This is a genomic window from Photorhabdus aegyptia, from assembly GCF_000612035.1.
Taxonomy (GTDB): Bacteria; Pseudomonadota; Gammaproteobacteria; order Enterobacterales; family Enterobacteriaceae; genus Photorhabdus; species Photorhabdus akhurstii.
In genome coordinates, this window is the sequence record NZ_JFGV01000027.1 from 1 (window position 1) to 13,785 (window position 13,785).

Genomic DNA, 13,785 nt, shown 5'->3' on the forward strand with positions numbered 1-13,785 from the left:
GAGTGCAGCCAACAAAGAGGCAACTTGAAAGATGACGGGTATATATAAAATACTTCATTTCTTTATGATATAAAGGATAACGCTATGCTAATCGAACTTATTACATCATGTAGGAAATCAACCGCAATTTATGCTTTTGTTGATATGGGTTTGTCTGTTCACTTTAAAGATGGAGCTTGCGTAAATATCAGCGAGCTTTCCCGTCAATATGGTCTTGATCATTCTCGCTTTAGCCGGTTATGTGAATATTTAATCAAAATAGGGGTATTGGTTAGCAGCAATGAGGGCGTTGCGCTTTCTGAGGAATGCAGTGCGCTTGCCGATCCTGAAAGTATGGAGTCATTAATGGTAAGGTGTGAAGTTAGCCCAGAATACTGGAATGCTTGGTCAATGTATTCAAAATCATTATATGAGAATAATAATAAAACGGCATTTGAAATAGCGCATGGAAAACCATTCTTTGAATATTTGGATAATCATGAATTGTTTAGATCAAATTTTGATTCTTTTATGTCAAAGAACTCGGACAAAATAATAGACAAAATCCTCGATATTTATGATTTTAATCAATACAAAAGAATACTAGATGTTGGGGGAGGAGAAGGGAAGCTTCTGATAAGAATGAATGAAAAAATAAAAGGAAAACATTACGCTGTATTAGATAGATATAATGAAATTCCTGTTTTAGAAGATATTGAATTTATAAATGGAGATTTTTTTAAATCAGTTCCATCTGGTTATGATTTATATATTTTAAAAAATATTATCCATAATTGGTTTGATAATAATGCAGTATTAATTTTGCAGAGCTGTAGAAAAGCTATGGATGATAATGCAACTGTTTTATTGATAAGCACAGTGAAGAAACCACGATTAGAAATAATTGACTCTACGGATATATTAATGGATGTATTATTATTAGGAAAAGAGCGTTATTTGAGTGAATTAGAGGAGTTAGCTTGCCAGGCAGGATTTGTCGTTAAAAGTATTAAAGAGATAAATGAGAAATATTCAATTATAGAACTAGGGGTAAAATAAATTATAGATAATCATAGAACTCCGTAAGAATAATCATATGGATATTGTGCATTTGAAAATAGGTATAACAAGTATGGCATCAAAATATCTGATGCCATATTTTTATCTTATTTTATAAAAACATATAGATATTTGAAATTTAATTCAGATATTTATAATGAACGTAATTTTCATAAGCATTATATTTTTAATGTTGGAATTAATTAGTAATAGGTAGGATGTCACTACCCTTCATTGATGATCTTTAGGGTGGAGCATCATTGATGTTTCTTTTCCTATTGCCTAAATAACACATTCAAAAAATACCTGTAATTTCTCAGGTTTTATAATTATCATTTTTTTATAAATGAATGTAAATGGCAATATATGCACTGCGTTATTTTCTGCTATTTAATTTTTAAGGGTTCTGAGAAGAGTTAATTGTGATCTTTGTCATTTCTTTTTATCAAATTTAATATAATCTGATAATTAACATCTTATGCTCAAAAATGCGGATGTAAGATGAATTGAATCTTTGCATGAAAAGATAACAAAGCTAATAATTACATTTTAGTTCAAATGGGTTGTCAGGATATCCAATCTATCATCATGGTATTTCTTGGATTTTTGATAAAATATTTAATTTATTAATAATATAAAGATATAAAGGATGGCTCAATGCTAACTGAACTGATTGCGTCAAATAGAAGATCAGCTGCAATTCATGCTTTTGTTGATACCGGATTATCTACTCACTTTAAAGATGGAATTTATGTTGATATAAGCGAGCTTTCCCGTAAATCTGGTGTTAATTGTGCTCGGTTTAGTCGATTATGTGATTTCTTAGTTGAAATGGGGGTGTTGGTTAGTAAAGATAATAAATTCAGGCTTTCTGATGAGTGCCAGGTGTTTGCCGATCCTGAAAGTTTTGAGACATTCATGATAAAGCTTGAAATTTGCTCATATTACGGTAACGCTTGGTTAATGTATGGAAAATCCTTATTTGAAGATGATGGCAAATCGGCATTTGAAATGGCACATGGCAAGCCATTCTTTGAATATCTGGATGGTAACAAATTTCTCAAATCAAATTTTGATGCTTTAATGACAAGAGTCTCAAATTTAATCGTTGAGGAGTTACTTGGTATTTATGATTTTAATCAGCATAATAGAATATTAGATGTTGGAGGGGGAGAAGGGGAGCTTTTAGCAAGAATTAGTGAAAAGGTAAAAGGAAAACATTACGCTGTATTGGATAGATATAATGAACTTCCCATTTCTGACAATATAGAGTTTATCAATGGAAATTTTCTAAAGTCAATTCCATCCGGTTATGATTTGTATATTTTAAAAAATGTTCTCCATAATTGGTCCGATAGTGACTCAATACTTATTTTGGAGAATTTCCGCAAAGCAATGGATAAAAACTCATCTCTATTATTGATAAATATGGTGAAAGAGCCTGAATTTTCTAGATCTTTCGATATATTAATGGATATGTTATTTGCGGGGAAAGAACGTAGTGTTGATGAGTTCGAATATCTGGCTAATCAAGCTGGCCTTGTCGTTCAAGAGATTAAACTGGTAGAACAATCATATTCACCATATTCATTTATCGAACTACGGATAAAATAAATTGTAGGAACTACAGATTATTCCCAAAGATGATTAATATGGATATTGTCTCTTTAAGGAACGGATAGATAAAATAAAGCATCAATTTTTTGATGCTTTATTTTATATCAAAGAAATAGATAGATTAAAATAGAAAGTGAATTTAATTTAAAATCTTATGATAAAAAATAATTTAAACAAAAATATTGAACTTAATATCTAATCATTCCTTGCACTTAATGCGTAATAAGCAGGATATGACTATCCTGCTTATGATTATATTAAAAACGCATTAACGTTTCTCTTCTTGTTGTTCCTGTTTCATCACTTCACGATACCAGCGTGGGTGATGTTTCTTAGCCCAACCACGGGTTACCCAACCTTCAACCATTGCTCGGAGAGATCCTTTCACCCAGAATGCCGCATAAGCGTGAACCATAATCGTCAAGATTAAACCAATAGCTGACATTGAATGGATTAGAAGCGCGATTCGAATTATCGGAATAGAGAAGAGATCAGCAAAATAGGGGCGCCAAATAATAACACCACTGACAGCGAGTAATATCAAGCAAATACTGATAGACCAATAGACCCCTTTCTGACCTAAGTTGTATTGACCAATATCGCCCGCTTCCTCATTTTTCATAATCTTATGGATGTTTTGCAGCCATACAATGTCATCTTTGTCGATAAAGTTATGTTTGAAATATCTGAAAAACATAAAGATAAATAAAATAAACATTGCTGAACCGACAAATGGATGCAAAATCCGTGACAATTGCGGCGTACCGAAGATATTCATCAGCCAGTTAAAAGAGGGGAAAAAGAATCCTAATCCACTAATGGCGGTAAATAGAAAACAGAGTACCACCGCCCAGTGGTTTACTCTCTCAACTGGTGAGTGACGGATAATAATATCTTTCCTGCCTTTCATCGCGGTTCCTCCCCATTGGCTGATTGCTGTGAAGGCTCGGCATCACGACGCGCATTTTCCTCATCTTCTTCCGTTATCCGGTTCGGACCAATACCCACATAATGGAAGAGGCTGGCAGCGAATGTGGCTGCAAATCCCACTGCGGCCAGCGGTTTCCAAATACCTTTCCAGAAGGTGACGGTCGGGCTAATAGCGGGATTGTCCGGTAGGCCATGATATAGTTGTGGTTTGTTAGCATGGTGCAGTACATACATCACATGGGTACCACCAACACCATCAGGATCGTACAAACCCGCATTCTCATAACCGCGGCCTTTCAACTCACTCACCCGTTCAGCCGCCAAATCCTTCATGGCTTTTTTACTGCCAAAATGGATTGCACCGGTCGGACAGGTTTTCACGCAGGCCGGCTCCTGACCGACGTTAACGCGATCAACGCACAGAGTGCATTTATATACCCGGTTATCTTCTTGGTTGAGTCGTGGCACATTGAATGGACAACCGGCGATACAGTAGCCACAGCCAATACAGTGTTCCGACTGGAAATCAACAATCCCGTTGGCATACTGAATGATCGCCCCTTCTGCTGGACAAGCCTTCAAGCAACCGGGATCAGCACAGTGCATACAACCATCTTTACGAATCAACCATTCCAGTTTGCCGTTCTCTTCAACCTCTGAGAAGCGCATCACGGTCCATGATTTGGCGGTTAAATCAGCCGGGTTATCATAAACACCAACGTTATAACCGATCTCATCACGGATATCGTTCCACTCAGAACAGGCCACCTGACAAGCTTTACAACCGATACAGGTTGTCACATCAATCAGTTTCGCAACGCCCTCCTGGTCATCCCGCACCCGTGGCGCAGGAGTAAAAGAATTTGTGGCAGAGCGGCGAATGATGTCTTGAGTTTGCAATGACATAATTTTTCCCTTTACACTTTTTCCACATTGACCAAGAACGCTTTGAATTCAGGCGTTTGTGTGTTCGCATCACCAACAAATGGTGTCAAGGTATTGGCAATAAAGCCTTTCTTCGCTGCCCCTTCAAAGCCCCAATGAATCGGAATACCGATAGTATCCACTTCACGACCATGTACATTCAGGGTACGAATACGTTTGGTGACAACCGCTTTCGCTTTGATGTAACCGCGATTAGAGCTAACTTTGACGGTATCACCGTGCTTGATGCCTTTCTTTTCTGCCAGTTTTTCACCGATTTCCACAAACTGTTCAGGTTGGATAATCGAGTTCAACAATGCGTGTTTTGTCCAATAGTGGAAATGTTCTGTCAAACGGTAAGTGGTTCCCACATAAGGGAATTTATCTGCCTTACCCATTGCTTCAAAGTCGCTTTTGAACACTCGGGCAGCCGGGTTGGATACCACATTCGGATGCAATGGATTGGTCCCCAATGGCGTTTCAAAGGGTTCATAGTGTTCAGGGAATGGCCCTTCCGCCATCTTATCAATAGCAAACAGACGCGCCATACCTTCCGGTTGCATGATAAATGGGCCAACATCCGTTTCCGGCGCAGCCACACTATAATCAGCAGTATCGACGCCACCCCACTTAATACCATCCCACGTTAGTAACTGACGTTTCTCATCCCAAGGTTTGCCCTGCGGATCGGCCGATGCGCGATTGTACAAAATACGACGATTTAACGGCCATGCCCATGCCCAACCGAGAGTATTGCCTAATCCTGACGGATCGGCGTTATCACGACGGGCCATCTGGTTACCTTCCGGCGTCCAGCTTCCGGCAAAGATCCAACAACCACTAGCGGTAGTACCATCATCACGTAGCTGCGCAAAAGAGGTTAATTGCTGACCTTGTTTCACTATGACGTTGCCATCAGCATCAATCAGATCAATCAGTGCCCGGCCATTACTCTCTTGGGCCACTTCTTCCGATGTAGGGCTGTCCGGGTTGAAGTAATTCCAGGTCATGCTCAGCAGCGGCTCTGGTGATGCTCCCCCTACCGCACGGTACATATCCCGCATGCGTTTGAAGATACCGGAGAGGATCTCTCCATCACCGATGGCTTCTCCCGGCGCATCCGCACCTTTCCAGTGCCATTGCAACCAGCGACCAGAGTTAACAATTGAACCGTTTTCCTCTGCGAAGCAGCAGCACGGCAGGCGGAAAACTTCTGTCTGAATTTTGGATGAATCGACATCGTTAAATTCACCGTGGTTCTGCCAGAAAGTTGACGTTTCAGTGTTAAGCGGATCGATAGTGATCAGGAATTTCAGTTTCGACAGGGCGTCAACCACTTTGTTTTTATTCGGAAAAGAAGCTACCGGGTTAAAGCCCTGGCAAATATAGCCATTGACTTCACCTTTCGACATCATGTTAAAAAATTGCAGGACGTCATAACTTTTGTCCCACTTCGGCAGCCAATCAAAACCCCAGTCGTTATCTTTACGGGCATTATCACCGTAGAAACTCTTCATCAGACTGATAAAGAATTTTGGGTAATTCCCCCAGTAGTTAATCTGACCCGGCAGCATCGGTTTGGGGGTATTTGCCTGGAGATAAGTTTGTAGATCGGCCTGCTTCTCTGAGGGAAGTGTCAGATATCCCGGCAAGCTTTGCGACAACAATCCCAAATCAGTCAATCCCTGAATATTCGAGTGACCACGCAATGCATTAACACCGCCACCTGCCATACCCATGTTGCCCAATAGCAGTTGGATCATCGCCATAGTTCGAATGTTCTGTGCACCCACTGAGTGTTGAGTCCAACCCAGTGCGTACAGGAAAGAAGCGGTCTTATCCTTAACACAAGTCTCTGCAATATATTCGCAGACTTTCAGGAAATCCTCTTTTGGTGTACCGCAAATATTACTGACGACATCGGGCGTATAACGGCTAACGTGCTCTTTTAACAAATTCCACACACAACGTGGGTGCTTAAGTGTGATATCACGTTGAGCAAAGCCGTTTTCATCCAGTGCATAGTTCCAACTGGTTTTGTCGTATTGACGTTTTTCTGCGTCATAACCACTGAACAGACCATCATTGAACGAATAATCTTCACGCACGATCAGACTGGCGTTGGTATACGCCTCAACATATTCATGGTTAATCTTATTGTTAGTCAGCAGATATAAAATCACACCTGACAAGAAAGCAATATCGGTACCAGAACGGATTGGAGTATAGAAATCCGCTACAGATGCTGTACGGGTAAAACGTGGATCAATCACAATTAACTTAGCGTTATTATGGATTTTGGCTTCCATTGCCCAACGGAATCCCACAGGATGCGCTTCGGCAGCGTTACCACCCATAACGACTATTAGATTCGCGTTCTTGATATCAACCCAGTGGTTGGTCATCGCACCGCGACCAAATGTTGGAGCAAGACTTGCTACCGTTGGTCCGTGTCAGACACGTGCTTGGTTGTCTACGGCGAGCATGCCGAGAGCGCGACTAAATTTTTGCGACAGATAGCCTGTTTCGTTACTGGAAGCCGATGCACACAGCATGCCGGTCGTCAGCCAGCGATTGACTGTCACGCCTTCTTGATTGGTTTTAATGAAATTGGCGTCACGGTCTGCTTTCATTAACTTAGCGATGCGATCAAATGCCTCATCCCAAGTAATACGTTGCCATTTGTCAGAACCCGCTGCGCGATATTCCGGGTATTTCAGGCGGCTTTCGCTATGGATAAAATCAACTAGGCCAGCCCCTTTAGGACAAAGTGCGCCGCGGTTTACCGGATGATCAGGATCACCTTCAATATGGAAAATAGTTGCTTTCGCGTTTTTTGCGCCATCGCCAAGGCTGTACATCAACAGCCCACAACCGACAGAGCAGTACGTACAGGTATTTCGGGTTTCACGCGCACGCAACAATTTATAGTTACGTGTTTGTGCAAGGGCTGCGGCTGGCGCAAAGCCCAACGCGGCTACCGTTGTACCTGCCATACCGCCAGCGCAGATCTTAAAGAACTGCCTTCTGCTGACTTGCATGGGAATCTCCTCACTCACATTGTCTTAAACAGTATCCATTCCATCATGGGAAAAATTTTGAATGTGTTCTTTTTTATTAAAACCACTTTCCGTAGTGGGATCAGATTTATTGCCTGACAAATAGTATAGACTCTTTTTTTCACACGATTATTATGTCGTAACACTATTAGGAACTCATCTAATGTATAACGTAAAATCAGGGAAGTTGTTACCATTTGGTGTGATCAAGGGGATAACACGAACGAACGTGCAACAAAAGCACCATCTTGATACATTAAAAGCTGATTGGATTGCAGAAGAAATTCCTGTTGCTTTAGTTTACAACGGTATTTCGCATGTCGTAATGATGGCAAGTCCTAAAGATCTCGAATATTTTGCTATTGGGTTTTCGCTTTCCGAAGGCATTATTGAATCTCAACACGAGATTCGCGGCATTGATATTATCGCTAATTGTAATGGCGGTATTGAGTTGCAAATCGAACTTTCTAGCCGTCGTTTTGCTGGTTTAAAAGAGCGCAGACGTAATCTGGCTGGACGAACAGGTTGTGGCATCTGTGGAACAGAACAACTTTCTGATGTTTTTCGCCCGATTTCCCCGTTGCCTTTTACTCAAACCTTTTCGTTAAGCCAGCTTGATCACGCTCTCTCTCAACTGACTAATGTTCAGGATGTTGGGGCATTGACAGGTTGCACTCATGTGGCAAGTTGGATTGATCCGGAAGGTAAATTATTGGGGGGATGTGAGGATGTAGGTCGTCACGTTGCACTGGATAAAATGCTAGGCATGAAGGCGAAAACAGGTTGGCAGCAAGGCGCTGTTTTGGTATCTAGTCGTGCTAGTTATGAGATGGTACAAAAATCAGCCGTTTGTGGTGTTGAGATTCTGTTTGCGGTTTCAGCAGCAACTTCATTGGCTGTAGAAATCGCTGACCGATGTCATTTGACCTTGGTTGGTTTTTGTAAACCCGGTAAAGCGACTATTTATACCCATGCTGAGAGATTAATAAGTTAAATGCGCATAAAAATAGGCATATCAAGAACGCTCGCATTTTCCTACTGTGATTAATATGAAAAGTTGATTTTTATATTAATCAACCGAGGTTATCGCAATAATTCTGCATCATGCAAGCTGTGAAACATCCATAGGTTGGGTTCAATGTAATAAGCCATTTGCTGTTGTATATCCACCACCAGTGGTACTAAACCACCAGGAATAATATATTGACCACTTTCGGGGAGTTTCATTCCTAGCCATTCCTGCCATTTATCAAGTGTGGCATCTATATGCATTGAGTGTATCGCCGGTCGAATAATCTTCGCTCCCAGACGCCAGTGTGCCCGAATCCAGGGATCAAAAGGTTCATTGTTATCATTTTTCCATTCACAGTATTGTACAAAATCCTGCAATGGATAGTTTTTTTTCAACGTCGGCCTCACGGGAACAACTAATGCTTTAAACCCTGCCTCGATAGCCGCTTGTTTTAAGCTGCCAATAAGCAATGCCGGTATATTCTTACCGCGAAATTCAGGCGCTACGGTTACTGATAATGCCGACAATATTTTTGTGACTGTTTTTCCACGAGCAAACATACCTCTGCGGAAAACTTCATCCCAACCATTATCTGGCAGTTGTTCTAATGAGTCGCCTTCCCAAGGGAAAGGTACTGAATTAGCAACACCAATTAATTTCTGCTCTTCCCCTTGTTGCAAAATAGCAAATTGCTGAAAATGGCTGAAATCTGGCTCAAATAATTTATTCCAATGTTCATATGTCACAGGGGAGTTCTGCATAAACAAAGGCCAATTATTATAAATAAGCTCATCAGTGGCATTTTTTAAATCAGGTCGTTGTTTGGCGGATTGAATAATGATGTGTGTTTTCAAAGTAGGATTTCCTGTAAAGGTAATTTGTAATATTGATAAGTACTTCATTAGTGGAAAATTTTAATTGTATAGAATAGCAGTAATATTTATGGACATAAATAGATAATATGTTTTAAGTAATTTCTACTAAGAGCCAATTAAATGAATTTTATATTTTTGATTAATTGTTTAACTTGAATTTTTATTTATCTTGCACTGATAATACGCCGTTGGAAATACAATAGAATCAACTCACTGTTTGTCCCAATAGAGTTATTTTATTTGCCGTTGTTGATCATAAAAGTGTTCTTGGGCAGTAATCAGATAAAAATGTTAGCTTTTGAATGCATTTCGCATTTAAATACGGCCGGACGGAAAAGTGATAATACTTTTACCTATTAAATAACTTGTTATAATATTGGGACACTTGGCTTTTTCATTCATTTTGGCTCTCCTCATGAGGCTAATTTCATGAATTAATCAACTTTTTCTATGAGTTTTTATATATTTTGGCAACAATGATTATATGTCACTATTTCACACAGGAATTATTATCGTCCTATGACCGATAAATTGGAAATCAATCACGTTGGTATCACATAATTGATACAGGTTGACTTTTATTGAACCCGATTAATGTTAAAGTATAAGTATTTCTTATGTATGTGAATTCGGCAATAATTGCTGCAAGTTTTCTTTCCTAAGTGATTTATCTGTTTCTTTTCCAATTTGATGTGACTATGGCTGATATTTAGGCCGGTAAGAGGAGAGCCTGATGGCGGGTTTACTACCGATTACTGTAATTGGTGCGGCGGCAGGAGATATTGTTCTTAGTTTACCGAGGCTTCCTCGCAGTGGGGCAGATCAGGAAGCTAAGGAAATTGATCGACAGATTGGCGGTTCTGGTTTTAATGTTGCTCGGGCCTTGGTCCGCCTGCAAGTCCCTGTGATCAATGGTATACCCGTTGGTAACGGATACTGGGGTAAGCAAGTCGCCAAAGAGATGCAAGCCCTTGGGCTTGAGGTCACATTGATCTATTCCTATCTTGATAATGGTTGGTGTTTGGCAATGGTTGAACCGGATGGTGAAAGAAGTTTTGTCTCCGTAAGTGGTTGTGAAGTTGACTGGAATACGGCCATGCTCTCTTCTATTGCTTTGCCGGAAAGGGGATATATCTACTCCAGCGGTTATGTCATGGCGGGTAAATCAACGGCGATTTTATGTGACTGGTTACTGGCGTCACCATCCGGGCAGACGTTATTGCTGGATTTTGGCCCACGTTTACCAGAAATAGATCCTACTTTCCTTGATGCATTACCTGTTGACCGGACCATTCTGACACTGAGTCGTAATGAAGTTGCTATATTGTGCGGGGAAGGCGATCCTGTCGTCCAAGCTAGCCGTTATTCCAGTAAAAGAAAAATCACTATTATTTGTCGGTTAGGTTCACAGGGTACGTGGATATGTCTGCCTGATCGTGAGCCAGAATATGTCGCGGCTTATAAAGTGAAAGTGGTGGATACCATCGGTGCTGGTGATGCTCATAGTAGTGGCATGCTTGCAGGTTTATCGCAGGGAATGTCGTTAAGAGATGCTGTTGAGCTTGGCAATCGTGTTGCTGCCATTGTTGTTAACCGTACTGGTGCTGCGGGCGCACCAACAATCAAAGAACTAGAGGAGTTTGTGTTTGAATAATTATTTCCAGACACTACGCCTCCTAGGCTTTAAGGGGCATAGTTAAAATGAGTGCATTACTTCCAGGTTGGAAAAGTAAAACGGCTTTATTTTTATCAGCTCAAACCATTTCTCTACTGGGGTCTTCCATTGTCCAGTTCTCTATCGTCTGGTATATCACCTTAAATACGTCATCGGGAGAAATGTTGGCTATTTCGGTACTCTGTGCATTTCTTCCTCAGGTATTGATCTCCTTATTTGCTGGTGTCTGGGCGGATACTTATAGCCGTAAGTTGCTCAGTATTGCCTCTGATGCAGCAATTGCATTAGTCACTCTTGGTTTAGCTATCTCTTTTATGCTCGGATTTAAGAGCATTGAGTTGTTATTTGTCGCGTTGATTGTCCGCTCATTCGGGACGGGCATCCAGATGCCGGCTGTTAGTGCTATTATTCCGCAACTTGTGCCGAAAGAGAAATTATTGCGGGTCAATGGTATTAATACGTCTCTGACTTCACTGATGATGTTGGCATCCCCTGCTATTGGCGGCTTTTTATATTCTCAAACTTCAATTGAAAATATTTTTTTGGTGGACGTAACGACTGCCATTATCGGCATCAGTATTGTTGCGTTTATTCCTATTCCTAAAATTGCTTCTGATTCCATACCGGATAATAAATTTCAGGCGATTTTAGCGGGCTTCCGTTATCTGCAAGAGAATAAATTGATCAGAAATCTTTTGATTTTTCTGATTTGTGTCTGCTTTCTGATTAGTCCGGCTGCATTTTTGACGCCTTTATTAGTTAATCGGACATTTGGAGAAGAGCCGTGGCGTTTAGCCGTTAATGAAATGACATTTAGTGCTGGCGCGGTTTTGGGGGGATTGCTGATCTCTTTCTGGAGTGAATATAAAAATAAAATGCGTATAACGGCGATAGCTTGCGCGTTTTTTGGCATATTTATGGTCGCTCTTGGTAATGCCTATTGGTTCCCACTTTATCTCGTACTCAATGTCTTTTTAGGTGTGGTAACACCTTGTTTTAACGCACCGATAACAGCGGTTTTTCAGGAAAGAATAGAACCTGAAATGATGGGTAGGGTATTTAGTTTAGTTCAAATTGCTCTGTCCTGTTCTCTGCCATTGGGTATGGTGTTGTTTGGTCCAATTGCTGACTATATTAGTATTCAATCTCTTTTAATGATATCTGGCGGGTTGATATTACTGACTGGCGCACTGTTTTTTATGTTTAACGGAGAAGACAGCCGAGAAAGTAGCAGCGCAGTTTAATCAGGCTTGATGTTGCCAGTTATGCGATAAGCGCAGCGCCGTGAATGGGTTTCCATATGTCGATTCTATCGACATATGGCTAATACATGTCGAAATTTATCGATTTTATCGACATGAAACCTTTACGTGTCGATGCCGTCAACATATACTCGCAACGTGTCGAAAAAAACAGGAAATATAAACATGACATGGCAGCCCGATGCGCCTTTTAATGCTATTCCCTTATTGCCACCAGTCATAAAGGTGATGGAGTCCATTGCGGTACTAAAAGCCTGTATACCTGCCAGAGCTGCACTGGCTGAGCTTAAGCAAGCGGGTGAATTGTTGCCTAATCAGGGGTTACTCATTAACTTGTTGCCACTGCTGGAAGCAAAAGACAGCTCAGAAATCGAAAATATTGTGACTACTTCAGACAAACTGTTCCAATATGCACAAGAAGACAGTCTGGCTGATCCTGCAACGAAAGAAGCACTACGCTACCGCACCGCACTTTATGAAGGGTTCATACAATTAACTCGGCGGCCACTATGCACGAGTACAGCTATTGAAGTTTGTAGCCGACTAAAAGCTGTTGATATGAATATTCGCAAAGTTCCCGGTACAACGCTGAGTAATCAGGCAACAGGTGAGATTACTTATACGCCGCCAGAGGGAGAATCTCAGATACGTGATTTACTCAGCAATTGGGAACAATTTCTTCATGCAGAAGATGGAATCGACCCATTAATCAAGATGGCTATTGCTCATTACCAGTTTGAGGCTATTCATCCATTTACTGACGGCAATGGACGTACCGGCCGTATCATTAATATTCTCTATCTTATTGAACAGCAGCTTTTGACATTGCCAATTATTTATTTAAGTCGCTACATTGTACAACATAAGAGTGATTATTATCGGTTGCTGACTCAAGTCACTGCCGCCGGGAAATGGGAAGAGTGGATTATCTATATGTTAACCGCAGTAGAGCAGACTGCTAAATGGACTACGGATAAAATTGCTGCGGTAAGAGAATTGATTGAACATACCAGTGAGTATATAAAACAAAGCCTGCCTAAAATTTACAGCCATGAGCTGGTACAGGTGATATTTGAACAACCTTATTGCCGTATTAGTAATTTGGTTGAATGTGATATTGCTAAACGTCAAACTGCTTCGGTTTATTTAAAACAGTTGGTCGATATCGGGGTATTACAAGAGAAAGTTGTTGGTAAAGAGAAACTGTTTATCCATCCAAAGTTGATGTGTTTGATGACACAAGACAACAATAGTTTTACGCATTATGTAAATGGCTGATAGAGGAGGATTTGTCAGCGGTCTGAAGCCATTATTTACAATAGCTTTTTTATCTAGGTGAGACGATCAGAGATCGCCTGATGAATCTGATGTTTATATATTGATTTTATTGTTT

At 40.6% G+C, this 13,785-nt stretch carries 10 protein-coding genes; 6 read left to right on the plus strand and 4 right to left on the minus strand.

Annotated features, from left to right (window positions below):
- Positions 1 to 84 precede the first annotated feature (84 nt).
- Both BA1DRAFT_RS10095 and BA1DRAFT_RS10100 read left to right on the plus strand, forming a co-directional pair.
- On the plus strand, positions 85 to 1,038 hold the full coding sequence (locus tag BA1DRAFT_RS10095; protein ID WP_036778472.1) for a methyltransferase: 954 nt from the start codon (positions 85 to 87) through the stop codon (positions 1,036 to 1,038).
- A 657-nt stretch (positions 1,039 to 1,695) separates the two neighbouring features.
- Positions 1,696 to 2,652, plus strand: coding sequence for a methyltransferase (locus BA1DRAFT_RS10100; protein WP_036778474.1), 957 nt, complete (start codon positions 1,696 to 1,698; stop codon positions 2,650 to 2,652).
- A gap of 271 nt (positions 2,653 to 2,923) precedes the next feature.
- Here the strand turns inward: BA1DRAFT_RS10100 and fdoI are convergent, their stop codons facing one another.
- The 3 genes from fdoI to fdnG are packed head-to-tail and all read right to left on the minus strand — an operon-like array spanning position 2,924 to position 7,550.
- Positions 2,924 to 3,565: a formate dehydrogenase cytochrome b556 subunit gene (gene fdoI / locus BA1DRAFT_RS10105; protein ID WP_036778475.1), complete on the minus strand. Its 642-nt coding sequence runs from the start codon at positions 3,563 to 3,565 to the stop codon at positions 2,924 to 2,926.
- Complete coding sequence (fdxH, locus tag BA1DRAFT_RS10110) at positions 3,562 to 4,491, minus strand: formate dehydrogenase subunit beta (protein WP_036778478.1); 930 nt, start codon at positions 4,489 to 4,491, stop codon at positions 3,562 to 3,564. Before fdxH ends, fdoI begins: the two co-directional genes overlap by 4 nt.
- Before the next feature lie 11 nt (positions 4,492 to 4,502).
- A complete protein-coding gene (fdnG, locus tag BA1DRAFT_RS10115) occupies positions 4,503 to 7,550 on the minus strand; it encodes a formate dehydrogenase-N subunit alpha (RefSeq protein ID WP_152544302.1) in 3,048 nt (1,015 codons plus the stop codon).
- Between the two features lie 181 nt (positions 7,551 to 7,731).
- Between fdnG and fdhD the strand changes: the two genes are divergently transcribed.
- Positions 7,732 to 8,562 (plus strand): formate dehydrogenase accessory sulfurtransferase FdhD, encoded by an 831-nt coding sequence (gene fdhD / locus BA1DRAFT_RS10125; RefSeq protein ID WP_036778485.1) that lies wholly within the window; start codon positions 7,732 to 7,734, stop codon positions 8,560 to 8,562.
- A gap of 89 nt (positions 8,563 to 8,651) precedes the next feature.
- On the opposite strand, the gene BA1DRAFT_RS10130 is transcribed toward fdhD, so the two are convergent.
- Complete coding sequence (locus tag BA1DRAFT_RS10130; protein ID WP_036778486.1) at positions 8,652 to 9,434, minus strand: GNAT family N-acetyltransferase; 783 nt, start codon at positions 9,432 to 9,434, stop codon at positions 8,652 to 8,654.
- A gap of 754 nt (positions 9,435 to 10,188) precedes the next feature.
- On the opposite strand from BA1DRAFT_RS10130, the gene BA1DRAFT_RS10135 reads away from it, so the two are divergent.
- The 3 genes from BA1DRAFT_RS10135 (at position 10,189) to fic (ending at position 13,670) form a co-directional block, all read left to right on the plus strand.
- Entirely contained in the window at positions 10,189 to 11,109 is a 921-nt protein-coding gene (locus BA1DRAFT_RS10135) for a carbohydrate kinase family protein (RefSeq protein WP_036778488.1), read from the plus strand.
- A 47-nt stretch (positions 11,110 to 11,156) separates the two neighbouring features.
- A complete protein-coding gene (locus BA1DRAFT_RS10140; RefSeq protein ID WP_036778489.1) occupies positions 11,157 to 12,374 on the plus strand; it encodes an MFS transporter in 1,218 nt (405 codons plus the stop codon).
- Positions 12,375 to 12,557: 183 nt separating this feature from the next.
- Positions 12,558 to 13,670: a protein adenylyltransferase Fic gene (gene fic, locus BA1DRAFT_RS10145; RefSeq protein WP_036778490.1), complete on the plus strand. Its 1,113-nt coding sequence runs from the start codon at positions 12,558 to 12,560 to the stop codon at positions 13,668 to 13,670.
- The last annotated feature ends 115 nt before the right edge of the window (positions 13,671 to 13,785 follow it).